The organism is Variovorax sp. GW823-FHT02B07 (assembly GCF_058797695.1).
Genome location: NZ_JBXAJX010000004.1, coordinates 422,393 through 444,543 on the forward strand (window position 1 = coordinate 422,393; position 22,151 = coordinate 444,543).

Genomic DNA, 22,151 nt, shown 5'->3' on the forward strand with positions numbered 1-22,151 from the left:
CATGGCCTACCTCGAACTCAAGAACATCAAGAAGAGCTTTGGCGACGTCCACATCATCAAGGGCGTCGACCTGCAGATCCAGAAGGGCGAGTTCATCGTCTTCGTCGGGCCTTCGGGCTGCGGCAAGTCGACGCTGCTTCGCCTGATCGCGGGGCTCGAACCCATCACCAGCGGCAACCTGCTGCTCGACAGCAAGGACATCACCTGGACGCCTTCGGGCAAGCGCGACCTGGCGATGGTGTTCCAGAGCTACGCGCTGTACCCGCACATGAGCGTGTACGACAACATGTCCTTCGCTCTGAAGCTCGCGGGCGTGGCCAAGGACGAGATCAGGACCAAGGTCGAGTACGCGGCCAAGACGCTGAACCTCACGCAGTACCTGGACCGCACGCCGAAGGACCTGTCGGGCGGCCAGCGCCAGCGCGTGGCCATCGGCCGCGCCATCGTGCGTGCGCCGAAAGTGTTCCTGTTCGACGAGCCGCTGTCGAACCTCGATGCGGCCTTGCGCGGCAACACCCGCGTGGAGATCCACAAGCTGCACCGCGCGCTCGGCGCGACCACGATCTACGTGACGCACGACCAGGTCGAGGCCATGACGCTGGCCGACCGTGTGGTGGTGCTCAAGGACGGCCTGATCGAGCAGGTCGGCACGCCGCTGGAGCTGTACGACCGACCGGCCAACCAGTTCGTCGCGCAGTTCATCGGCATGCCGTCGATGAACATGGTGGCGGCGAGCGCCATCCCGAGTTTTTCCGCCGCCACCGGCGGGCGCCTGCCCAGAGACGGCTTCCTGGGCGTGCGCCCCGAAGGCCTGCGCGTGCATCCGAAGCAGGGCGCGGCCGCCGGCGTGCCGGGCCGCGTCGAGCTCATCGAGGCGCTGGGCGCCGACACGCTGATCCACGTGGACGTGGGCGGCGTGCCGCTCATCGCGCGCCAGAACGAACGCACGCCGCTGCAGGCTGGTGACGACGTGGCGGTCGAGCTCGACCCGTCCGTGCTGCACCTGTTCAGCCGCGAAGGCCGCGCCGTCGCCGCCTGATCCGACGCCCCTCACTTTCAACGGACCTTCCCCGTGACCCTCGCAGCAGCGGGCCTCGTGCCCACCCCACCGGCGCCTTCGGAATTCACGGTGCTTCACCTCGGCCTCGGTTCGTTCCATCGCGCCCACCAGGCCGTCTACCTGCAGCGGCTGATCGATGCGGGCGACACCCGCTGGTCGCTGTCGGGCGCCAACATCCGGCCCGACATGGCCGAGGTCGTTGCGGCGCTGCAGGCCCAGGGCGGGCGCTACACGCTCGAGACGGTGTCGCCGGCCGGCGAGTACCGCTACGAGCAGATCGAAGCCATCCGCGAAGTGCTGCCGTACGAGCCCTCGCTGGCCCCGGTGATCGCGCGCGGCGCGGCGCCGTCCACGCGCATCGTCTCCTTCACCGTGACCGAGGCCGGCTACTACCTGGACACCAAGGGCAAGCTCGACCTGTCGTTCACCGACCTCGCGGCCGACATCGAACGCGCGCGGCGCGGCGAGGCCGGCGAGACGATCTACGGCGCGGTCTGCGCGATCCTGCGGGCACGGCATGCCGCGCAGGCGGGCCCCGTGACGCTGCTGAACTGCGACAACCTGCGCCACAACGGTGACCGCTTTCGCGCGGGCCTGCTCGAGTTCATCGCGCTCGTCGGCGACGCGCCGCTGCAGGCCTGGGTCGATGCCAACACCCGCTGCCCGAACGCGATGGTCGACCGCATCACGCCGCGCCCGCCGCCCGAGCTGCGCGCGCGCGTGCGCGCCGCCACGGGCCGCGACGACGGCGCGGCGGTCACGGGCGAGAGCTTCATCCAGTGGGTGATCGAAGACGACTTCATCGCCGGCCGGCCCGACTGGGGGCGCGTGGGCGTGGAGCTGGTCGAGTCGGTGCAGCCGTATGAAGAGGCCAAGATCCGCATCCTCAACGCCACGCACAGCTGCATCGCCTGGGCCGGCACGCTGGCGGGGCTGGGCTTCATCCACGAAGGCACGCACGACGCGGCCATTCGCCGCATGGCCTTCGACTACGTGACCGACGACGTCATCCCGTGCCTGAGCCCCAGCCCCATCGACCTGGCGGCCTACCGCGACGTGGTGCTCGACCGCTTCGGCAACCCCGCGATCCGCGACACCAACCAGCGCGTGGCGGCCGACGGCTTCTCGAAGATCCCGGGCTTCATCGCGCCGACCGTGCGCGAGCGGCTCGCGGCCGGGCAGGGCATCGACAGCGTGGCGATGCTGCCCGCACTGTTCCTCGCGTTCCTGCAGCGCTGGCACCGGGGCGCGCTGCCCTACGCCTACCAGGACCAGAGCATGGACGATGCTGCCGCGCACGCCATCTGCGACGCGGCCGACCCCGTGGCGGCGCTGTGCGCCGATGCCGGGCTGTGGGGCCGCCTCGCGGGCGATGCGCGGCTCGTCGATGCGGTGCGTCGTGCCGGCGAGCGCGTGGCCCGCTTCATCAAAGAGAAGGCCGCGCCATGAGCGGCCGCCTGCAGGACCGCCATGTGCTGCTGACTGGTGCCGGCGGCGGCATCGGCCTGGCGGTCGCCGAGGCCTGCATCGCCGAGGGTGCGCGCTGCAGCGTGATCGACCGCGCGACCGCCGCGCCCGAGGCCGTGCGCGCACTGCAGCAAGCCCACCCCGACACGCTCGCCTACATCGCGGCCGACGTGACCGACACGCAGGCCATCGCGCACATGCTGGCCGAGGCGCAGGTCGCCTTCGGTCCCGTCCACACGCTGTTCAACAACGCCGCCGTGTTCGACCTCGCGCCGCTGCTCGACAGCGACGAAGCCTCGTTCGACCGGCTCTTCGCCGTCAACGTGAAGGGCATGTTTTTCGTGATGCAGGCCGTGCTGCGCCACATGGTCGAGGCCGGCACGCCGGGCGCGTCGGTCATCAACATGGCCTCGCAGGCCGGGCGCCGCGGCGAGGCGCTGGTGTCGCACTACTGCGCGACCAAGGCGGCCGTCATCAGCTACACGCAGAGCGCCGCGCTGGCCATGGCGCCGCACGGTATCCGCGTCAACGGCATCGCCCCCGGTGTGGTCGACACGCCGATGTGGGACCATGTCGACAGCCTGTTCGCCAAGGCCGAAGGGCTGGCGCCGGGCGAGAAGAAGCGGCGTGTCGGCCTCGCCGTGCCGCTCGGGCGCATGGGCGTGCCGGGCGACATTGCCGGGGCGGCGGTGTTTCTCGCCAGCGACGAGGCGCGCTACATCACGGCGCAGACCCTCAATGTCGACGGCGGCAATGTCATGAGCTGAACCCTACCTTCCTTCCGCATTTCTGCATGAACGACGACTTCCACCTGTACCTCGACAGCGCCGACCTGGCCGAGCTGCAGGCCTGCCTGCCGCACCCGGTGGTGCACGGCGTGACGACCAACCCGACGCTGCTGCAACGCGCCGGCGTGGGGCGCGCTTACGTCCCCGATCTGCTGAAACGTTGCATCGACCTGGGCGCGCGCCAGGTGCAGGCCCAGGTGTATTCGAACGAGGTCGACGGCATGCTGGAAGACGCCGCCGTCCTGCTGCCGCAGTTCGACCCCGGCCAGCTCGTCATCAAGATTCCCGCCACGCGCCAGGGCCTGGACGCCGGCGCGCGGCTCATCGCCCAGGGCGTGCCTGTGACGTGGACCGCCGTGTACGCGCCCGAGCAGGCGCACTTCGCCGCGCAGCTGGGCGCGGCCTATGCGGCGCCGTACCTCGGTCGGCTCGAAGACGCCGGCATCGATGGGCTGGCGCTCATCGCGCAGATGCAGTCGCTGGTGGCGCAACGGCCTTCGCCCCGCACGCGGCTGCTGGTGGCGAGCATCCGTTCGCGCGCGGCCTACCTGGCGCTGCTGGGGCTGGGCGTGGGCGCCATCACCATTCCGCCGCGCCTCTTTGCCGAGCTGCTCGACCATCCCGCCACCCTGGCTGCCGAAGCGGGTTTCCTGGCCGACGCCCGCGCCTTGCCCTGACAGAAGAAGAAAATCCAAGCACCATGCGCATTGCACTCACGGGCGAGGCCCTGATCGATTTCACCGCCGGCGAAGGCGCCGCCCTGGCGTTCCTCGGCCATGAAGGCGGCTCGCCGCTGAACACGGCCGTGGCCTGCGCACGGCTCGGGCAGCCGACCGGCTTTCTCACGCAGCTGTCCACCGACCTGTTCGGCGAGCGGCTGATGGCCTTTCTCGAACGCAACGGCGTCGACACCCGGCTCATCCTGCGCAGCGACGCACCGTCGACGCTGGCGTTCGTGGAGCGCACGCCGCAGACCAACCGCTACGCCTTCTACACACGGGGCAGCGCCGACGCCACCTGGGCGCCCGAGCCGCTGCCGCAGCTGCCCGCGGAATGCCGCTTCCTGCACTTCGGCTCGATCTCGCTGCTGCAGGAGCCGGCGTCGTCGCGCATCGCCGACCTCGTGGCCGCCCACACGGGGCGCTGCGTGATCGTGTTCGACCCCAACGTGCGGCCCAGCCTGATCCCGGACATGGCCGCTTACCGCGCCCGCGTCACCGAGTGGTTCGCCATGGCCGACCTGGTCAAGCTCAGCGACGAAGACGCCGCGCTGCTCGCTCCCGGGCGGCCGGTCGATGCGCTCGCGGCCGAATGCCTCACGGCCGGCGCGCGCGCCGTGGTCGTCACGCGCGGCGGTGCCGGCGCCACGCTGTGGCGCACCGGCAGCGCGCCGCTCACCGTGGCCGCGCCGCGCGTCGAGGTGGTCGACACCATCGGCGCGGGCGACACCTTCACCGCCGGGCTGTCGGTGGCGCTGTTGGCGCACGGCGTCGAGCACCCGGCGCAACTGGCCGAACTGGGCGACGACGCCTGGCGCGCGGTGATGCGCTTTGCCGCCACCGCCGCGGCCCTGAACTGCACCCGCGAGGGCGCCGATCCACCGACGCTGGAAGCCGTTCGCACGGCGCTTTCGCAGGAAGACAACGAGGCCGTCGCTTCCCGGCCCTGATCGATCCGTGCCGCCATGACCACGACCACCCGCAAACGCGCGATCCCTCGTCAACGCCAACCCGAACTGGAGCGCGACTTCGCGCGCTCCCCGTCGCTGGGCTACGAGGCCCCGGAAGAAACCGGCCTGGTGCGCTGCCTCGCACACGGCTTTCCGAGCCCGCTGGTGCGATGGCACTTCCATGAAGACTACGAGCTGCACCTGATCACCGAGACCTCGGGCAAGGCCTTCATCGGCGACTGGATCGGGCCGTTCCAGCCCGGCCACCTCGTGCTGTGCGGGCCGCGCCTGCCGCACAACTGGATCTCGCTCGATGTGCCCGAAGAAGGCGCCGCCGGGCGCGACCGCGTGATCCAGTTCCGCCACGAGCCCATCGAGCGCGCGGCCGCCGAGATTCCCGAGCTGCGCGACGTGATGCCGCTGCTCGACCGCGCGCGCCACGGCATCGAGTTCTTCGGCATGTCGGCGCAGGCGCTGGCGCACTGGGATGCCATCAAGGCCGCGCGCGGCGTGCGCCGCCTGGGCCTGTTCTGCGAGTTCATGGCCGACCTGGCGCAGTGCACCGACTACCGGCTGCTGTCGAGCGTGCAGATGCAGGGCGTGCAGGGCAGCGACGGCGATGCGCAGGTCGACCAGATCAACGACATCGTGAACCGCATCACCAACAACATGACCGACTCGATCTCGATGTCGGACGTGGCCGCCGAACTGGGCATGAGCGAGAGCCGCTTCAGCCGCTTCTTCCGCCGCTCGACGGGCAACAGCTTCACCGACTTCGTGAACCGCGTGCGCATCAACAGCGCCTGCCACCTGCTGATGCAGACCGACCACTACGTGACCGACATCTGCTACCAGGTGGGCTTCAACAACGTGGCCAACTTCAACCGGCGCTTTCTCGAGATCAAGGGCATGACGCCGAGCGAGTTCAGGCGCCAGGCCGACACGCGCTTCGGCTGACTTCTTTCAAGGCGAACGCGCCCGCTCCGAAGGCGCCATCAGGGAGACCATCTTGTATCTGGGACTCGACCTCGGCACGTCCGAGCTCAAGGCATTGCTGCTCGCGGACGATCACCGCATCGTCGGCGTGGCACGCGCGCCGCTCATGGTCGACCGGCCGCAACCGCTGTGGTCCGAGCAGGCGCCTGCCCAGTGGTGGCAGGCGCTCGAGGCGGTCATGGCCGAGCTGCGCACCACGCACGCCGAGGCGCTGCTGCAGGTGCGCGCCATCGGCCTGTCGGGCCAGATGCACGGCGCCACGCTGCTCGACGCGGAAGGCGAGGTGCTGCGCCCGGCCATCCTCTGGAACGACGGCCGCAGCGGTGCGCAGTGCGAGGCACTCACGCGCGCCGTGCCGCGCCTGGGCGAGATCGCGGGCAACCTCGCGATGCCCGGCTTCACCGCGCCCAAGCTGCTGTGGGTGCGCGAGCACGAGCCCGAGGTCTTCGCCCGCGTGGCGCGCGTGCTGCTGCCCAAGGACTGGCTGCGCTTCATGCTCAGCGGCGAAGCGGTCAGCGAGATGTCCGACGCGGCCGGCACGCTGTGGCTCGACGTGGGCGCGCGCGACTGGTCCGACGAACTGCTCGCCGCCACGGGGCTCACGCGCGCTCACATGCCGCGGCTGGTCGAGGGCAGTGAAGTCTCCGCGCTGCTCAAGCCGGAACTCGCGACGCGCTGGGGGCTGTGCGACGGCGTGAAGATCGCCGGCGGCGCGGGCGACAACGCCGCCAGCGCGGTCGGCATGGGGCTCGTGGAGCCGGGGCAGGGCTTCGTCTCGCTCGGCACCTCGGGCGTGGTGTTCGTCTCGACCGACCGCTTCCTGCCGAACCCCGCGCAGGCGATGCACGCCTTCTGCCACGCGCTGCCCAGGCGCTGGCACCAGATGTCGGTGATGCTCTCGGCCGCCAGCGCGGTGAGCTGGGCAGCGAAGACCTTCAAGTTCGCGGACGAGGCGGCGTTGCTCGAAGCCGCAGCCTCGGTCGCGCTGGCGAACCGGGCGCGCTGCCCGCTGTTCCTGCCGTACCTGTCGGGCGAGCGCTCGCCGCACAACAACCCGAATGCGCAAGGGGTGCTGTTCGGCCTGACTCATGCGCACGGCCCCGCGGAGATCGCCTATGCCGTGGTCGAGGGCGTGAGCTTCGGCTTGCGCGATGGCTTCGACACGCTGCGCCTGCCGGCCGACATGCCGCTGCGTGAAGTCGCGCTGGTGGGGGGCGGTGCGCGCAGTGTGTGGTGGGGGCAGTTGCTGGCCGACATCTTCCAGGTGCCGTTGACGCTGTATGCGGGCAGCGAGACCGGCGGTGCGCTCGGTGCGGCGCGGTTGGCGTGGCTGGCCGATGGGGGCGCGGTGGCCGAGGTGTGCACGTTGCCGCCGGTGAAGCAGACGCTGGAGCCTTCATCCGAAGGAGCCGATGGACACAAGACGCGGCATGCGCGGTTCCAAGTGCTCTACATGGCGCTGCGCGACCAGTTCCGATAGGCCCGATCTAATACCGAGCGCCCATAGAAAAAGCCCCGCCGAAGCGGGGCTTTTTCATTTCGCGAAACACCGCGGAACCGGCTTTGCCGGGCCGCAGGTGTTGCCCCCGGTAGGGGGTTGGCGTAGCGGACACGAAGTGCCGCGCAGCCTGGGGGCGAGCGAAATTACATGCCCATGCCGCCCATGCCGCCCATGCCACCCATGTCGGGCATGCCACCGCCGCCGGCGCCGGACTCGTCCTTGGGTGCGTCAGCAACCATGGCTTCGGTCGTCAGCAGCAGCGAGGACACCGAAGCGGCGTTCTGCAGTGCGGTGCGGGTGACCTTCGTCGGGTCCAGGATGCCCAGCTCGAGCATGTCGCCGTACGTGTCGTTCGCAGCGTTGAAGCCGTAGTTGCCCTTGCCGGCCAGCACAGCGTTCACCACCACCGAGGCTTCGCCGCCGGCGTTGTTCACGATTTCGCGCAGGGGCGCTTCGATGGCCTTCAGCACCAGCTTGATGCCGGCTTCTTGATCAGCGTTGTCGCCCTTGACCGACTCGCCCACGGCTTGCTTGGCACGCAGCAGCGCCACGCCGCCACCAGCCACAACGCCTTCTTCCACTGCAGCGCGGGTGGCGTGCAGGGCGTCTTCGACGCGAGCCTTCTTTTCCTTCATTTCGACTTCGGTGGCAGCGCCAACCTTGATCACTGCCACGCCGCCGGCCAGCTTGGCCACGCGCTCTTGCAGCTTTTCACGGTCGTAGTCGCTGGTCGCTTCTTCGATCTGAACGCGAACTTGCTTCACGCGGGCTTCGATGTCACCAGCAGCGCCAGCGCCGTCGATGATGATCGTGTTTTCCTTGCCCACTTCGATGCGCTTGGCTTGACCCAGGTCGGCCAGCGTCACCTTTTCGAGCGTCAGGCCCACTTCTTCAGCGATGACCTTGCCGCCCGTCAGGATGGCGATGTCTTCCAGCATGGCCTTGCGGCGGTCGCCGAAGCCAGGAGCCTTCACAGCCACGACCTTCAGGATGCCGCGGATCGTGTTCACGACCAGCGTCGCCAGGGCTTCGCCTTCGACTTCTTCGGCAATGATCAGCAGCGGACGGCCCGCCTTGGCGACTTGCTCCAGCACGGGCAGCAGGTCACGGATGTTGCTGATCTTCTTGTCGAACAGCAGCACGAAGGGGTTGTCGAGCAGCGCCGATTGCTTCTCGGGGTTGTTGATGAAGTAGGGCGACAGGTAGCCGCGGTCGAACTGCATGCCTTCGACGACGTCGAGTTCGCTGTCCAGCGACTTGCCGTCTTCCACGGTGATCACGCCTTCCTTGCCGACCTTGTCCATCGCGTCAGCGATGAGCTTGCCGATGGTTTCGTCGCTGTTGGCCGAGATGGAGCCGACTTGCGCGATTTCCTTCGACGTGGTGGTGGGCTTGGAAGCCTTCTTCAGCTCGGCGACCAGGGCCGTGACAGCCTTGTCGATGCCGCGCTTCAGGTCCATCGGGTTCATGCCGGCAGCCACCAGCTTGAAACCTTCGCGAACGATGGCTTGTGCCAGGACCGTGGCGGTCGTGGTGCCGTCACCAGCGTTGTCGCTGGTCTTGGAGGCCACTTCCTTCACGAGCTGGGCGCCCATGTTCTGCAGCTTGTCCTTGAGTTCGATTTCCTTGGCCACGGACACACCGTCCTTGGTCACGGTGGGGGCGCCGAACGAACGCTCGAGCACCACGTTGCGGCCCTTGGGGCCCAGGGTCACTTTGACTGCGTTGGCCAGGATGTTGACACCCTCGACCATGCGTGCGCGGGCTTCTCCGCCGAAGACTACGTCTTTTGCTGCCATGATGAATTAACTCCGAATGGATTGAATTTGGATGGGATCGAAAGGAGGAGAAGAATTACTTCTCGACGACTGCGAACAGGTCGTCTTCCTTCATCACGAGCAGTTCGTCGCCATCGACCTTGACGGTCTGGCCGCTGTACTTGCCGAACAGGACGCGGTCGCCGACCTTGACGGTCAGTGCGGCCAGTTCGCCCTTGTCGTTGCGCTTGCCCGGGCCCACGGCCAGGACTTCACCCTGATCGGGCTTTTCGGCGGCTGCGTCGGGGATGACGATGCCGGAGGCGGTCTTGGTTTCGCTGTCAACACGCTTGACGATCACGCGATCGGCCAAAGGACGAAGTTTCATTGCATCTCCTGGAAGGGTAAGAAACGGGTTTGTTTGTGGTCGGGCGCCGGAGAAACCGGCGACCTGTCGACTGGATGGGAGGGCTGTTAGCACTCGTCAGCAGCGAGTGCTAATCATAAGGGCATTCGATGACCTTTCAAGGGCGGCGCCCTTGCCGCCGTTTGGCACCGCCGTGCTTTTCCGGGGAAACACCGGGTGGGCGGGTGCCCTCGGCCGGGAGGTCTTCGGCTATTTTGTCCGGGCAAAATAAGGCCGTGCCCATGTCGCCGACGCACAGAGGTCGAACGCGCAGATTGCTTTTTTGTAATCCGGGTGATCGGTGGTGGACGGGCTTGGCTTCCTAGAGTCGCGGCATCCCGGCAATCTCCAAGGACACCATGACACACACCTTCCGCAACACCGTTTTCGCCGCAGGAGCCGCACTGGCCGCTGCCGGCGCCTTTGCCTCGGGCACCCATGCCGGTGGCCACGGCCACGATGCCGAAGCCGCCGTCGGCAAGCCCGGCGTGGCCGCCAAGGTGACGCGCACGGTCCAGGTCGACATGACGGACTCGATGCGCTTCACGCCGGCGGACATCAAGGTCAAGCAGGGCGAGACGGTGCGCTTCGTCGTCAAGAACTCCGGCGTCCTGAAGCACGAGCTCGTGCTCGGGACCGAGAAGGCGCTGCTGGCGCACTACGAGGCCATGAAGAAGAACCCGGAGATGGAGCACGCCGATCCGAACATGGTCACGCTGGCCGCGGGCAAGACCGGCGAGATCGTCTGGCAGTTCACCCAGGCCGGCAAGGTCGACTTCGGCTGCCTGCAGCCGGGCCACTACGACGCCGGAATGAAGGGCGCGGTGCTGGTGGGCAAGGCCGGCAAGTGAGCGTGATGCGCACGCGTCTTTCACGCGCCGGCCGCCATGCCGGCGCTTTTTCTTCCAGGGTATCGCGCGACAGGGCTTGACCTTCACATCGTGTCAACCTGGACACTGATCGCTTCCCCCTCAAGGGCTTCCCCCTTTCCTGTCGGAGAACGCGAATGAACGACACGTCCACCAGGCACGCAGGACACCCCCACGGTCATCACGGCCACCACGATCACCACGCATCGCACGGGCATGCGCCCGCGGGCCCTGCGCAGCCCGCTGCGGAGGGCACGGTCTACACCTGCCCCATGCACCCGGAGATCCGGCAGGACCACCCGGGCAACTGCCCCAAGTGCGGCATGACGTTGGAGCCCGAGATGCCGACCCTCGACGAGGGCGAAGATCCCGAGTTGAAAGACTTCAAGCGACGCTTCTTCTGGACGCTGCCGCTCAGCGTTGTCGTCACCGTGCTCGCCATGGCCGGCCACCGCCTGCAGTGGTTCGAGATGGGCACGCAAAGCTGGATCGAGCTCGTGCTCACTGTTCCCATCGTGCTGTGGGCCGGTTGGCCGTTCTTTGTGCGCGCGGTGCAGTCGGTGGCGAACCGCAGCCCGAACATGTGGACCCTGATCGGCCTGGGCACGGCCGCCGCCTTTGCCTACAGCGTCGTGGCCACGGTGGCGCCCGGCGTGTTCCCCGCGTCGTTCGTGTCGATGGGGCGCGTGTCGGTCTACTTCGAAGCGGCGGCGGTGATCATTTCGCTCACCCTGCTGGGCCAGATCCTCGAGCTCAAGGCGCGCTCGCAGACCTCCGCGGCCATCAAGTCGCTGCTGGGGCTCGCACCCAAGACGGCGCGCCGGATCGGCGCCGACGGCACCGAGGAAGACGTGCCCATCGGCCATGTGCATGTCGGCGACAGGCTGCGCGTGCGCCCCGGAGAGAAGGTGCCGGTGGACGGCGTGGTGATCGAAGGCGGCAGCGCGGTCGACGAGTCGATGCTCACCGGCGAGCCGCTGCCCGTGACCAAGCGCGTGGGCGACAAGCTCATCGGCGCGACGCTCAACACCAACGGCGCCCTCGTCATGCAGTCGGAAAAGGTCGGCTCGCAGACCGTGCTCGCGAGCATCGTGCAGATGGTGGCGCAGGCCCAGCGCTCCCGCGCGCCGATGCAGCGGATGGCCGACCAGGTCGCCGGCTACTTCGTGATGACGGTGATCGCCATCGCGGTGCTGACCTTCTTCGCCTGGGGCTTCTTCGGGCCGCAGCCCAGCTGGGTCTATGGCCTCATCAATGCCGTGGCGGTGCTCATCATTGCCTGCCCCTGTGCGCTGGGCCTTGCGACGCCGATGTCGATCATGGTGGCCACCGGCAAGGCGGCCACGCAGGGCGTGCTGTTCCGCGATGCCGCGGCGATCGAGAACTTCCGCAAGGTCGATGCGCTCATCGTCGACAAGACCGGCACCCTGACCGAAGGCCGGCCGCAGTTCGAGCGCGCGGTGCCTGCGCCCGGCTTCACCGCCGACGAGGTGCTGCGCCTGGCCGCCAGCCTGGACCAGGGCAGCGAGCACCCGCTGGCCGACGCCATCGTGCGGGCGGCGCGCGAGCGCCAGCTGGCGCTGGACACGCCCGAGGGTTTCGAATCCAGCAGCGGCATTGGCGTGAGCGGCGCCGTGGCCGGCCGGAAGCTGGCGCTCGGCAACACGGCGCTCATGGAGCAGTTGCGCGTGCGGGTCGACGACCTCAAGCCGCAGGCCGAGGCGCTGCGGGCCGAGGGCGCGAGCGTCATGTTCCTGGCGGTGGACGGCCAGGCGGCCGGCCTGCTCGCGGTGTCGGACCCGATCAAGCCCACCACGCTGGAGGCGCTGGCCGCGCTCAAGGCTTCGGGCCTGCGCGTCATCATGGCCACGGGCGACGGGCTGACCACGGCCCGCGCCGTCGCCGCGAAGCTGGGCATCGACGAGGTGCACGGCGAAGTGAAGCCCGCCGACAAGCTCGCGCTGGTCGACAGGCTGCAGCGCGAGGGCTGCATCGTCGCGATGGCCGGCGACGGCATCAACGACGCGCCTGCGCTCGCCAAGGCCGACGTCGGCGTGGCGATGGGCTCCGGCACCGATGTGGCGATGAACAGCGCCCAGGTGACGCTGGTCAAGGGCGACCTGCGCGGCATTGCGCAGGCGCGCGTCATCTCCGAGCAGACCATCGCCAACATGAAGCAGAACCTGGGCTTCGCCTTCCTCTACAACGCGCTGGGCGTGCCGCTGGCCGCGGGCGTGCTGTTCCCGTTCACCGGCTGGCTGCTGTCGCCGATGATCGCGGCGCTGGCCATGAGCCTGAGCTCGGCGTCGGTGATCACCAATGCCTTGCGCCTGCGCGGCGCTACCTGGCGCGAGGCTTGAGAAGGCCCGCCAGGGCCTTCTGGTCTTCGGCCAGCTGGATGCGCATGAGCTGGAGCACGCGCACCGCCAGGCCGGACAGCGGCTGTCCCGGCGGCAGCACCAGCAGGCCCGCGAAGGACACCTCCAGCGACAGCGGGCGCACGGCCAGGCCGCGCTGCGCGTACTCCAGCGCGGTGACCGGGTTGACGACGCCGATGCCCATGCCGCTCAGGGCCATCTCGCACACGCTGGCCGCGTACGGGGTCTCGACCAGCACGCTCAGCGCGACGTTGCAGTCCGCCAGGGCCCGCTCCAGGCGGCGCCGGGACGCATCTTCCGGGTTGAGCGCGAGGAAGGGCTCTTCGGCGAGTTGATGCGGCTGGATGGTCCTGGCGCGGGCCAGCCGGTGCTTGGCATGCATCACCACCACGCCCGGAAAGCGCGCGAATTCGGAGTGCTCCAGACCGGTCGTCGGCATCTCGTCGGCCATCAGCCCGAAGTCGACCTGGCGCCCCAGCACGGCCTCGTGCACCTCCCGCGAACTGAGCACCTGCAGCGAAATCTGCGGGCGGGCGTCGGCGTCGCCGCGCTCGGCCACCAGCCGCGACAGCACCCGCGGCACGAAGCTCAGGCCGAAGGCCGGGTACACCGCCATGCGCAGCGTGTTGACGCCGAAGCGCTTGAGGCTGCGCATGCGGTGCTCGATGCTGCTCAGGCCCACGAAGACGCGCTCGACCTCGGTCAGCAGCGCCTGCGCTTCGGGTGTGGGGTGCAGGCGGCCGCGCAGCCGGCGGAACAGGGGAAAGCCCGCGGCTTCCTCCAGCCTGCGCAGCGACTGGCTGATGGCCGGCTGCGTCACGCCCAGCAGCGCGGCCGCCTTGCTCGCGGAGCCCACGGACATCACGGAACGGAACACCTCGATCTCTCGGAGCAACATATAACAACCACTTATGGAGAAAGAATTTCGAGCGCGATCCGGATTATCTCCAGCGTCCTAGAGTTGGTGTCTTCAGCCACTTCCCGAAAGACGCGAGATGAACCTTCGAACAGCGCTTGCAGTGACGGTCCTGGCGTGTGCGGCGCCCGCATGGGCGCACGATTTTTCCAGCGACGTCGCCAGGTTCCAGACCCTCGCGGCCACCCGCAAGCCCGACAGCCCGCAGGCGGTGGCCGCCAGGCTGGCGCTGGAGCGGGCGCAGGGCGAGATGGAGCAGTCGGACGTGAAGATGCTGCTGCGCATCCGTTCGATGACCAATGCCGGCCTGCGTGCCCTCGGCGAGCAGCCGGCCTTGCTCACCAGCGAGTACAAGCGCCTCGAGGCGGCACTGGCCAACCCGAAGACGCAGGACCCGGCCCGGATCGCCAGCGCCCGCGAGACCTTCACCCGCCTGGGCGTGGAGATGAAGGTCTACACCGATCTCGAAACCATGGCCGTCGAGCAGATGAAGCATGCGCTGCAGCTCATCGAATCGGCCCCCGCGAACTGAATTCCACCGTGAACCCTTCCATTTCCCATCCCGGCGCGTCCCCTGCAGACGCCGCCTTCGCCAGCCTGGCGCCGCCGGTGTGGCGCGCCTCCACGGTCGTGTTCGATTCGCTCGACGATTTCGTGCACCGCCGCACCCGCCTGCCGGACGGCTTCAGCTACGGCACGACGGGCACGCCGACGCAGCGCGCCCTCGAGGCGCGCATCGCCGAGCTGGACGGCGCCGCCCACGGCATCGTCTTTCCTTCCGGACAGGCTGCCATCTGCGGCGCGCTGCTCGCGCTGCTCCAGAAGGGCGACCACCTCTTGATGACCGATGCCGCCTACGGCCTGGCCAAGTCCTTCGCCGTCGAACGGCTGCAGGCGCTGGGCATCGAGGTCGAGTTCTATGCGCCGCGCATCGGCGCGGGCATCGAGCGCCTCGTGCGCCCGAACACGCGGCTCATCTGGCTGGAGTCGCCCGGCACGGTGACGATGGAAGTCGAGGACGTGCCGGCAATCACCGCCGTGGCGCGGGCCCGTGGCGTGCTGACCGCCATCGACAACACCTGGGCCAGCCCGCTGGGCTTTGCCGCGCTGGCGCACGGCGTCGACCTGTGCATTCACGCATGCACCAAGTACATGGGCGGCCATTCTGACGTGCTGATGGGCAGCGTCACCACCCAGGACGAAGGCCTGTACCGGTCCTTGCGCGGCCTGCAGTCGCTGATGGGGCTGGCCGTGAGCCCGGAGGACTGCTTCCTGGTGGCCCGGGGCCTGGACACGATGCAGGTGCGCATGGAGCGCCAGGCCGCCAGCGCGTGCCTGATCGCCGGGCAACTCGCCGCGCACCGCCTCGTGCGCCGCATGCTCTTTCCGGCGCTGCCCGGCGCGCCGGACCATGCGCTGTGGGCGCGCGATTTCGCGCAGCCCGGCTGCGTGATGTCGCTGCAGCTCGTGGACTGCCCCTACGACGCCTACCGGGCGCTGTTCGCCGGCCTGAAGCGCTTTGCCATCGGCGCCAGCTGGGGCGGCGTGCGCAGCATCGCGGCCTTCTACCCGGCGGAGGAACTCGCCAGGCGCAACTTCTGCGACGTCGAAGGGCCGGTCATCCGCCTGTCGATCGGCCTGGACGACCCCCAGGCCCTGCGCGACGAGCTGCTCGGCGCGCTGGACGCCTGCGCCACGCGTTTCGATCTCTGATCCCCGACACCTGGAGCCCGCGATGACTTTCAAGCCGACCCTTCACGCCGCGTTGATCCGTTCCTTCCTCGCCATGGCCGGCCTCGCGCTGTGCGCCGGCGTTGCCGCGCAGACCGCATCGCCGCTGGACGGCACGCTCAAGAAGATCAAGGACACCGGGGCGATCACGGTGGCCACGCGCGGCGCCTCGATCCCGTTCAACTACCTGGACGACCACAACAAGCAGGCTGGCTTCGCCTGGGAAATTTCGCAGCGCGTGGTCGCCCAGGTGAAGAAGGACCTGCAGCTCGCCCGGCTGGAGGTCAAGACCCTGGAAGTCACGCCGCAGACGCGCATTCCGCTGGTGGCCAACCAGACGGTCGACCTGGAGTGCAGCTCGACCACCAACAACGCCGAGCGGCAGAACCAGGTGTCGTTCTCGACGACCTTCTTCGTTGTGGGCGCGCGCCTGCTGGTGCGCAAGAACTCCGGCATCAAGCACTGGGCCGACCTCGTCGGCAAGAACGTCGTGGTCAGCGCGGGCACCACGGCGGAGCGCATGCTGCGGCAGCTCAACGAGAAGAACAAGTGGGGCATCCAGATCATCCTGGCCAAGGACATCAACGAGAACTTCCTGACCGTGGAGACCGGGCGCGCGGTGGCCGCGACGCAGGACGACATCATTCTCTTCAGCAACATCGCCCGCGCCAGGAACCCGGCGGACTGGGAGGTGGTCGGCGTGCCGCAGCAGAAAGAGGCCTATGGCTGCATGCTGCGCAAGGGCGACGCGGCGTTCAAGAAGCTCGTCGACGGCGTGATCACCGGGATGATGCGATCGGGCGAGTTCACCGCGCTGTACGAGAAGTACTTCCTCAAGCCCATCGCGGTGAAGGGCAGTGTGACGGTCAACTTCCCGATGTCGCCCGACATGCAGGAGCTCGTGCGCCATCCGAGCGACCAGCCGCTGTAAGGCGCGGGCGCGGCCACCCCTTCACGAACCGAACCGCCTGCCGGCACCTTTCGCGATGCACTACACCTGGGATTGGTTGATCTTCTTCAAACCCTCGGTCACGGGGGAGGGCCTGTACGGCCTGATGCTGGTGCGCGGGTTGCTGTGGACGGTCGCGCTGTCGCTGCTGGCCTGGACGCTGGCATTGGGCCTGGGCCTGATCGCCGGCGTGGCCCGCACGCTGCCCCACCGGACGGCGCGCGCGCTGTCGGCGGTGTACATCCACTGCTTTCGCAACACGCCGCTGCTGGTGCAGCTGTTTCTCTGGTACTTCGTGGTGCCCGAACTGTTGCCGACCGCCTGGGGCCATGCGATCAAGCAGATGAACCCGACCGCGAACCAGTTCCTCACCGTGCTGGTGGGCCTCACGCTCTACACGGCGGCGAAGGCGGCCGAGCAGGTGCGCGCGGGCATCGAGTCGGTGCCGCGCAGCCAGAAGCAGGCGGCCATGGCGATGGGCCTGGGAACCGTGGCGGCCTACCGGTACGTCATCCTGCCGCAGGCCCTGCGCATCGTCATCCCGCCGCTGACGTCCGACTTCCTGAACGTGTTCAAGAACTCGGCCGTCGCGCTGACGATCGGGCTCATGGAGCTCACCGGGCAGACGCGCCAGCTCAGCGAGTTCAGCGCCCATCCCTTCGAGGCTTTCATCGTGGCGACGCTCATCTACATGGCGATCACCTACGGCGTGATCGTGCTGATGCGCCGCATCGAGCATCGGGTGCGCGTGCCCGGGCTGCTGGGCGCCGCGTGATGGGCTACGACTTCGATTGGGTCGCCCTGCAGCGCGCCTGGCCGTACCTGCTGCAGGGCCTGCAGATGACCGCCCTGCTGGTGGCGGCCTCCATGGCCGCCGGCATCGGCCTGGGGACCCTGCTGGCGATCACGCGGATCTTCGCGCCGCGGCCGGTGGCGGCGCTCGTGGCGGGGTACGTGAACCTGTTCCGCTCGATCCCGCTGATCCTCACGATCCTGTGGATCTACTTCCTGATGCCGGTGGTGCTGCGCGCCGTGACCGGCGACCCGAACCTCGGCGTCGGGCCGATCTACGCCGCGCTCGTGGCCTTCGTGCTCGCGGAGTCCGCGTACTACTGCGAGATCATCCGCGCCGGCATCGGCAGCGTGCGCGCCGGCCAGATGCAGGCGGCGCAGTCGCTGGGGATGTCGCCGGGGCAGGCGATGCGGCACGTGATCCTGCCGCAGGCCTTTCGCAACATGACGCCCTCGCTCATCAACCAGACCATCGCGCTGCTCAAGGACACCTCGCTGGTCTACGTGATCAGCCTGAACGACTTTCTCGGCGCCGCCAGCAAGGTGGGACAACGCGACGGGCGCGTGGTCGAGGTCTACATCCTGGTCGCCGTCGTCTACCTGGTGCTGTGCACGGCGGGTGCCTGGTGGGTCACGTGGCTGCAACGGCGCAAGGTGGCGGCGGCGACCTGAGGCCTTCTCAGAACTTGGCGCGCAGCGTCAGCTGCACCTCGCGCCCCGGTCCCGGCAGGATCAGGTTGTCCACGCTGCCGTGGGCCGAGACGTAGTACTTGCGGTTCGCGATGTTCTTCAGGTTCAGCGCGATCTCGTAGCGCTCGGTCTTGTAGCTGGCCGCGAGGTCGGCGGTCAGGTACGAGGGCAGCGTGACGAGGTTGCTCAGCGAGGCATAGCGCGCGCTGACGTAGTTCAGGCCGCCGCCGGCGCTGAAGCCGTGGCCGAGGTCCTTCATGGCCCACACGAAGGCCGAGTGGCGCGGCGTGAGCGCGGCGGTCTTGCCCTGCACCGGGATCGCGGCGCCCACGGGCAGCTGCAGCGAGCTCACGGTGGCGAGCGACTTGGTCATCTTCGCGTCGAGGTAGGCATAGCCCGCGCTCACGTCCCAGCGGCCCGGCAGGCGGCCGTTGAGCGCAAGCTCCAGGCCGTTGGTGCGCTGCGTGCCGACGTTGATCTGGCGGCGCGGGTTGTTCGGGTCGGTGTTCTTGATGCCCGAGCGCTCCAGGTTGAACAGCGCGGTCGTGAGGTTCAGGCCGCCGTCGAGCAGGTCGAACTTGGCGCCGATTTCCTTGTTGACGGTGATCTCGGGCGCGTTGTCGATGTTGCCGGTGGACAGCGCGAAGTTCTCGCCCGAAGGCTGGAACGAGCGGCTGTACGACACGTAGTACGACTGCACCGTGTCGGGCTGCCACACCACGCCGGCGCGCGGGCTGAACTTGCGGTCGGTGCGCTCCAGCGGCGCGAGCTTGCGCTCGAAGCTGGTGTCCTGCTTGAACACGTCGTAGCGCCCGCCGATCAGTGCCTTCCAGTGCGGCGCCAGCGTGATCTGGTCCTGGAAGTACACGGCCGCGGTCTTGAACTCGCTGTTGCTCGGGATCGCGCCGTCGGCGAGGTAGGTGGCCAGCGGGATCGGCAGCGGGTCCGCCACCGGGCTGAACAGGTTCACGCGCTGCGCTCCTGTAGCGGAAGACACGCTGAACAGCCGCTTGCGCTGCACGCCGAACTCGGCGCCCACCAGCCACTCCTGCTTGAAGCCGCCCAGGTCGTTGCGCCAGGTCAGGTCGGTCTGGTTGAACCAGCCGCTCTCGTCGCGGTCGACGATGCCGCGCGTGCGGCCCACCGTCAGGCGCACCGGGTCGGTGGTGCCGCTGGGCAGCGTGTTGTTGCGGTCCAGGTGGTAGCTGGAATAGCGCGTGGTGTTGCGCAGGCTCAGCGCGTCGCTGAAGCGGTGGTTCAGCGTGGCGGTGAAGGTCTGCACCTTGCTGGTCACGGTGTCGTCGCGCTTGCCGTGCGCAGAGCCGTAGTAGGCGCCGATGGGCACATCGACCGGGCGGCCGTTGAGCGCCGGAATGCCGAAGTCGGTGAGGCGCTGGTCGCGTAGGTTGGTGTACTGCAGCAGCAGGTCGGTCTGCGGGCTGAACTTGATCGCGAGCGAGGGCGCGATGTTGTGGCGGTCGGTGAACTGCTGGTCGCGGTAGCTGTCCGACTGCTCGCCCGCCACGTTCAGGCGGAAGGCCATGTTCTCGCCGATGGGCGTGTTCAGGTCGATCGTGCTGCGCGTGTAGTGGTGGCTGCCCAGGCCCAGCGAGACCTCGCCGAAGCGGCGCTCGAACACGGGCTTCTTGGTCACGCGGTTGATCAGGCCGCCCGAGGAGCCGCGGCCGTAGAGCACGGCGGCCGGGCCCTTGAGCACCTCGATGCGCTCGGTGTCCGACAGGTCGCGAAAGTACAGCGCGTCGTCGCGCACGCCATCCACGAACCAGTCGGAGATGCCGCTGAAGCCGCGGATCACGACCTGGTCGCGCTGGCCGTCGCCGTGGTTGAAGCTCACGCCCGGCACGTTGCGCAGGGCGTCCTGCATCGACACGGTGCCCTGGTCACGCAGCAGCTGCTCCGGCAGCACGTTCACGGCCTGCGGCACGTCGCGCAGCGGCGCGCTGCCCTTGGTGGCGGTGCTGGCGGCGGCGGGGGCGTAGCCCTTGTCGTCCTCGGCGCTGACGGTGACTTCCTTCAGGGTCGAGGCGCTGGCCTGTGCCAGCGCCACGCCCGACAGCGACGCGAGGGCGGCGCCGGCCAGCAGCGAAAGGGGCCACAGCGGGCGCGAGGGGGTGGCGGTGCGGGTGGCTGTGCGGGAGGAGGGCTTCATGTTGTCCGGTTGTGCTTGTTCTTGGAGGGCGGTGCCGCGCAGGCGCAGCCGTACGCGACAACGCCCTTCGTCGCGAGAGACGAAGGGCGTTGTCGTGCCCTGCCTTGAACTGGAAATGTCTGGGTGAGGCAATGGCGCAGCGCGGACGGAAGAAGCTCCGTGGCGGGACGCCATGACGGCCGCTGGACGCGGCGGGCTGAATTCTAAAGAGCTAAATGCGAGGCGTTTGCATTTGTGGCGAGGATGCGACGCGGGGCCGCCCGCTCGCCGCTCACAGCTGGTCGGTCGGCACGAACCACGAGAACAGCAGCAGCTGCAGGCGCGTGAGCATGCTGGAGTCGGGCTCGCTGTCGAGCACCTCGTTGTGCACGTCGCCGGTGCCGATCCACTGCACGTTCTGGCCGTCGGGCTTGAGCACGACGCGGTACACGCCTTCCATGTCGTCCAGCTGGTAGGCGAAGAGCAGCGCCTGCGTGAGCTCGAAGCTGCGCACGCGCACGCCGAACTCGGTGTTCAGCAGGGCCGAGCGCGGGTCGAGGTTCATCGAGCCGAGCAGCACCCACTGGCGGTCGACCAGCGCCAATTTGGCGTGCAGGCGTCCGCGCGCCTTCTTGAGCAGGCTGCGGAACTGGCCGCTGCGCTTGAGCTGCTGCGTGCTCACCTCGTACAGGTTCACGCCCAGCTTGAGCATGTCGACGCGGTAGCGGTTGTAGTTGATGTTCACCAGCGGCTCGTCGCTGTCGGCCAGCGAGTTGGTGACCACCGTGATGCTCAGGCCGTGGTCGCGGCCCATGCGGATGCGCTCCATGCCCTCGTCGCCGGGAATGAAGTAGGGCGAGATCACCACCACGTTCGACTTCGCGGCGCCCAGCATCTCGTGGAAGCGCTGTGCCAGCGACTCCTGCGGACGCGCCATCGTGCCCAGGGCCTTGTTCGGGCTGTCGGCGGTGGCGGCGGCCTCGGCCCGGATCCAGCGCGTCTCGCCGATGTTGTCCAGCTGCGCGCCCAGCGGCAGGTCGCCCAGCAGGTCGGTGGCGGCCAGCGGATCGGGCAGGGGCGCAAAGGCGGGCGAGGTCGCGGCGTCGAAGGCGGCCTTGAGCTCGTCGGGCGTGAGCGTCGTGCCGGCCATGCGCTGCAGCGGGTAGACCACGTCGCTGTTCCAGTAGGTGTCGAATATCCCGGCCGACTGCGGCACCACCGGGCCGGCCAACAGCAGTTCGAAGTCGATGAAGTTGGCGCTCTCGCTGCGCAGGAAGTACTCGTCCGCGAGGTTGCGCCCGCCAGCGATGGCCATGGCGCCGTCGGCGATGAACAGCTTGTTGTGCATGCGGTGGTTGAGCCGCCGGAAATCGCCGAAGAACTCCAGCCAGCGCAGCGACGAGTGATCGCGCGCGTTCACGAAAGGGTTGAACAGCCGCACCTGCGCGTTCGGCTCGGCGGCCAGCCCGAGCAGCAGGCGGTCCATGCCGGCGGTGTAGAAGTCGTCGAGCAGCAGCCGCACGCGCACGCCGCGCCGGGCGGCGTCGCGCAGTTCGCGCAGCAGCAGGCGGCCGGTCTTGTCGTTGCCGAGCTGGTAGGTCTGCACGTCGAGCGAGGCCCGGGCGCGGCGGATGAGCTCCAGCCGCGCATCGAGCGCGAACGAGGCCTCGATCAGCGGCCGCATGCTCGACAGCCCGTCGGGCGGCGAATCGAGGCTGGCGGCGGCATGGCCGAGCGGGGTGGCGGACGAAGCGGGAATGGCGATCGAGGGCGGCCCATCGGGCAGGCGCGGCGGCAGGCCGGCGCAGCCGGTGAGCACCAGCACGGCCAGCATCAGCGCCGGGCCGCGCAGCGCAGGAAACAACGAGGCGAGGAGCTTGAGCATGGGGCCTGTCAGCGCACGCAAGGGCGTGCGGGCGGCATCGTAGCCCGGCTCGCGACGGCGACCGCGGCGGTTTTGCAACGCTTCGCCCCCGTGTGCTGGAAAACCCGTGGACCGCGACTTTCTTGACAATAGAATGCGAATTGTTATC

Annotated in this window: 19 protein-coding genes; 14 read left to right on the forward strand and 5 right to left on the reverse strand. The window is 68.6% G+C overall.

All coding sequences use genetic code 11. From position 1 onward, the window contains the following. Position 1: 1 nt before the first annotated feature. The 7 genes from AC1RGU_RS22770 (at position 2) to xylB (ending at position 7,460) form a co-directional block, all read left to right on the forward strand. Positions 2–1,039: an ABC transporter ATP-binding protein gene (locus tag AC1RGU_RS22770; protein ID WP_492697889.1), complete on the forward strand. Its 1,038-nt coding sequence runs from the start codon at positions 2–4 to the stop codon at positions 1,037–1,039. Positions 1,040–1,129: 90 nt separating this feature from the next. Beyond that, entirely contained in the window at positions 1,130–2,509 is a 1,380-nt protein-coding gene (dalD, locus tag AC1RGU_RS22775) for a D-arabinitol 4-dehydrogenase (RefSeq protein ID WP_492698276.1), read from the forward strand. Beyond that, positions 2,506–3,294 (forward strand): L-iditol 2-dehydrogenase, encoded by a 789-nt coding sequence (locus tag AC1RGU_RS22780; protein ID WP_139700969.1) that lies wholly within the window; start codon positions 2,506–2,508, stop codon positions 3,292–3,294. Before dalD ends, AC1RGU_RS22780 begins: the two co-directional genes overlap by 4 nt. 26 nt (positions 3,295–3,320) lie before the next feature. Continuing rightward, positions 3,321–3,992 (forward strand): transaldolase family protein, encoded by a 672-nt coding sequence (locus AC1RGU_RS22785; RefSeq protein ID WP_492697887.1) that lies wholly within the window; start codon positions 3,321–3,323, stop codon positions 3,990–3,992. A 23-nt stretch (positions 3,993–4,015) separates the two neighbouring features. Then, positions 4,016–4,984, forward strand: a complete 969-nt coding sequence (locus tag AC1RGU_RS22790; RefSeq protein ID WP_492697885.1) for a carbohydrate kinase family protein — start codon at positions 4,016–4,018, stop codon at positions 4,982–4,984. Positions 4,985–4,999: 15 nt separating this feature from the next. Continuing rightward, positions 5,000–5,941 (forward strand): AraC family transcriptional regulator, encoded by a 942-nt coding sequence (locus tag AC1RGU_RS22795; protein WP_062471853.1) that lies wholly within the window; start codon positions 5,000–5,002, stop codon positions 5,939–5,941. Positions 5,942–5,993: 52 nt separating this feature from the next. Next, positions 5,994–7,460, forward strand: a complete 1,467-nt coding sequence (gene xylB, locus AC1RGU_RS22800; protein WP_492697883.1) for a xylulokinase — start codon at positions 5,994–5,996, stop codon at positions 7,458–7,460. 164 nt (positions 7,461–7,624) lie between these two features. Here xylB and groL read toward each other — a convergent pair whose 3' ends face one another. Both groL and AC1RGU_RS22810 read right to left on the reverse strand, forming a co-directional pair. Continuing rightward, positions 7,625–9,280 carry a chaperonin GroEL gene (groL, locus tag AC1RGU_RS22805; protein ID WP_042579049.1) on the reverse strand — a complete coding sequence of 552 codons (1,656 nt, stop codon included), beginning with the start codon at positions 9,278–9,280 and terminating at the stop codon, positions 7,625–7,627. A 55-nt stretch (positions 9,281–9,335) separates the two neighbouring features. Then, positions 9,336–9,626: a co-chaperone GroES gene (locus AC1RGU_RS22810; protein WP_056572926.1), complete on the reverse strand. Its 291-nt coding sequence runs from the start codon at positions 9,624–9,626 to the stop codon at positions 9,336–9,338. A gap of 377 nt (positions 9,627–10,003) precedes the next feature. Here AC1RGU_RS22810 and AC1RGU_RS22815 point away from each other — a divergent pair, with 377 nt between their 5' ends. Together AC1RGU_RS22815 and AC1RGU_RS22820 are read left to right on the forward strand one after the other, a co-directional pair. Further along, positions 10,004–10,495, forward strand: coding sequence for a cupredoxin domain-containing protein (locus AC1RGU_RS22815; RefSeq protein WP_095743735.1), 492 nt, complete (start codon positions 10,004–10,006; stop codon positions 10,493–10,495). A 155-nt stretch (positions 10,496–10,650) separates the two neighbouring features. Next, positions 10,651–12,873 (forward strand): copper-transporting P-type ATPase, encoded by a 2,223-nt coding sequence (locus tag AC1RGU_RS22820; protein ID WP_492697881.1) that lies wholly within the window; start codon positions 10,651–10,653, stop codon positions 12,871–12,873. Here the strand turns inward: AC1RGU_RS22820 and AC1RGU_RS22825 are convergent. Further along, on the reverse strand, positions 12,854–13,789 hold the full coding sequence (locus AC1RGU_RS22825; protein WP_139700977.1) for a LysR substrate-binding domain-containing protein: 936 nt from the start codon (positions 13,787–13,789) through the stop codon (positions 12,854–12,856). The genes AC1RGU_RS22820 and AC1RGU_RS22825 overlap by 20 nt on opposite strands. Before the next feature lie 97 nt (positions 13,790–13,886). On the opposite strand from AC1RGU_RS22825, the gene AC1RGU_RS22830 reads away from it, so the two are divergent. The 5 genes from AC1RGU_RS22830 to AC1RGU_RS22850 are packed head-to-tail and all read left to right on the forward strand — an operon-like array spanning position 13,887 to position 17,951. After that, positions 13,887–14,339 carry a hypothetical protein gene (locus tag AC1RGU_RS22830; protein WP_492697879.1) on the forward strand — a complete coding sequence of 151 codons (453 nt, stop codon included), beginning with the start codon at positions 13,887–13,889 and terminating at the stop codon, positions 14,337–14,339. 8 nt (positions 14,340–14,347) lie between these two features. After that, entirely contained in the window at positions 14,348–15,520 is a 1,173-nt protein-coding gene (locus AC1RGU_RS22835; protein WP_492697877.1) for a trans-sulfuration enzyme family protein, read from the forward strand. Between the two features lie 22 nt (positions 15,521–15,542). Continuing rightward, entirely contained in the window at positions 15,543–16,469 is a 927-nt protein-coding gene (locus AC1RGU_RS22840; RefSeq protein ID WP_139700983.1) for a transporter substrate-binding domain-containing protein, read from the forward strand. 55 nt (positions 16,470–16,524) lie between these two features. Continuing rightward, complete coding sequence (locus tag AC1RGU_RS22845; protein WP_159273998.1) at positions 16,525–17,262, forward strand: amino acid ABC transporter permease; 738 nt, start codon at positions 16,525–16,527, stop codon at positions 17,260–17,262. Then, on the forward strand, positions 17,262–17,951 hold the full coding sequence (locus AC1RGU_RS22850; protein ID WP_159278447.1) for an amino acid ABC transporter permease: 690 nt from the start codon (positions 17,262–17,264) through the stop codon (positions 17,949–17,951). Before AC1RGU_RS22845 ends, AC1RGU_RS22850 begins: the two co-directional genes overlap by 1 nt. 7 nt (positions 17,952–17,958) lie before the next feature. On the opposite strand, the gene AC1RGU_RS22855 is transcribed toward AC1RGU_RS22850, so the two are convergent. Next, positions 17,959–20,139 (reverse strand): TonB-dependent receptor, encoded by a 2,181-nt coding sequence (locus tag AC1RGU_RS22855; protein ID WP_492697874.1) that lies wholly within the window; start codon positions 20,137–20,139, stop codon positions 17,959–17,961. A gap of 271 nt (positions 20,140–20,410) precedes the next feature. After that, positions 20,411–22,003 (reverse strand): phospholipase D family protein, encoded by a 1,593-nt coding sequence (locus AC1RGU_RS22860; protein ID WP_492697872.1) that lies wholly within the window; start codon positions 22,001–22,003, stop codon positions 20,411–20,413. Positions 22,004–22,151 lie beyond the last annotated feature (148 nt).

Bases quoted from the DNA above. Each gene is read 5' to 3' on its own strand.
- AC1RGU_RS22770 (WP_492697889.1), top strand. From the start codon at position 2: ATGGCCTACCTCGAACTCAAGAACATCAAGAAGAGCTTTGGCGACGTC.
- AC1RGU_RS22780 (WP_139700969.1), top strand. From the start codon at position 2,506: ATGAGCGGCCGCCTGCAGGACCGCCATGTGCTGCTGACTGGTGCCGGC.
- AC1RGU_RS22785 (WP_492697887.1), top strand. From the start codon at position 3,321: ATGAACGACGACTTCCACCTGTACCTCGACAGCGCCGACCTGGCCGAG.
- AC1RGU_RS22790 (WP_492697885.1), top strand. From the start codon at position 4,016: ATGCGCATTGCACTCACGGGCGAGGCCCTGATCGATTTCACCGCCGGC.
- AC1RGU_RS22795 (WP_062471853.1), top strand. From the start codon at position 5,000: ATGACCACGACCACCCGCAAACGCGCGATCCCTCGTCAACGCCAACCC.
- groL (WP_042579049.1), bottom strand. From the start codon at position 9,280: ATGGCAGCAAAAGACGTAGTCTTCGGCGGAGAAGCCCGCGCACGCATG.
- AC1RGU_RS22810 (WP_056572926.1), bottom strand. From the start codon at position 9,626: ATGAAACTTCGTCCTTTGGCCGATCGCGTGATCGTCAAGCGTGTTGAC.
- AC1RGU_RS22815 (WP_095743735.1), top strand. From the start codon at position 10,004: ATGACACACACCTTCCGCAACACCGTTTTCGCCGCAGGAGCCGCACTG.
- AC1RGU_RS22820 (WP_492697881.1), top strand. From the start codon at position 10,651: ATGAACGACACGTCCACCAGGCACGCAGGACACCCCCACGGTCATCAC.
- AC1RGU_RS22825 (WP_139700977.1), bottom strand. From the start codon at position 13,789: ATGTTGCTCCGAGAGATCGAGGTGTTCCGTTCCGTGATGTCCGTGGGC.
- AC1RGU_RS22830 (WP_492697879.1), top strand. From the start codon at position 13,887: ATGAACCTTCGAACAGCGCTTGCAGTGACGGTCCTGGCGTGTGCGGCG.
- AC1RGU_RS22840 (WP_139700983.1), top strand. From the start codon at position 15,543: ATGACTTTCAAGCCGACCCTTCACGCCGCGTTGATCCGTTCCTTCCTC.
- AC1RGU_RS22845 (WP_159273998.1), top strand. From the start codon at position 16,525: ATGCACTACACCTGGGATTGGTTGATCTTCTTCAAACCCTCGGTCACG.
- AC1RGU_RS22850 (WP_159278447.1), top strand. From the start codon at position 17,262: ATGGGCTACGACTTCGATTGGGTCGCCCTGCAGCGCGCCTGGCCGTAC.
- AC1RGU_RS22855 (WP_492697874.1), bottom strand. From the start codon at position 20,139: ATGAAGCCCTCCTCCCGCACAGCCACCCGCACCGCCACCCCCTCGCGC.
- AC1RGU_RS22860 (WP_492697872.1), bottom strand. From the start codon at position 22,003: ATGCTCAAGCTCCTCGCCTCGTTGTTTCCTGCGCTGCGCGGCCCGGCG.